At 47.0% G+C, this 462-nt stretch carries 1 pseudogene; it reads left to right on the top strand.

The features are described 5' to 3' along the window. A pseudogene (locus KPG66_RS17360) lies at nt 1–201 on the top strand (hypothetical protein); the annotation flags it as partial. Nucleotides 202–462: the final 261 nt, after the last annotated feature.

Genomic DNA, 462 nt, shown 5'->3' with positions numbered 1-462 from the left:
AATATCGAGGGCGTACTGATTGCGATGGTCTTGGGTGCCAAGGAATTCTTCCTCGGCTCGTCATCCACGGCGAAAAAGCAGGCCGCAGTGATTACCAGCTTTGCGACCGATCCGGACACCTATGCTGCAACCCAAGTGCAGCCTATGCTGACGAACGTTGAGGCAGCGACATGGCCATCGTTAGCCGAAGGAAAACCTTGAAATCTTTTTAATGTGTATGTATTAACCGATCTATCTATAATAACAGCCGCATCACTGGTGGCTCCCGTTGTCTCGACAACGCTTGTGCTGGCAAGTTTACGATTGGTAAACCTGTACCCGTGGTGGCTAAGCATATCTTTTATTCTGCTTACTATCACAGCTTGACAAACTAGGAGAGCATGATGATTGCAAAACTGTGGGCATCCGTAATCTTTTCAACCATTTTTCCTATTTCCGCTTTCGCTGATATACAGGAAATAG

Origin of the sequence: Mycetohabitans sp. B2 (assembly GCF_021733735.1) — a bacterium.
GTDB lineage: Bacteria > Pseudomonadota > Gammaproteobacteria > Burkholderiales > Burkholderiaceae > Mycetohabitans > Mycetohabitans rhizoxinica.
Note: the sequence above shows the minus strand (reverse complement) of the source record. Positions and strands in the feature narration are given on the sequence as shown.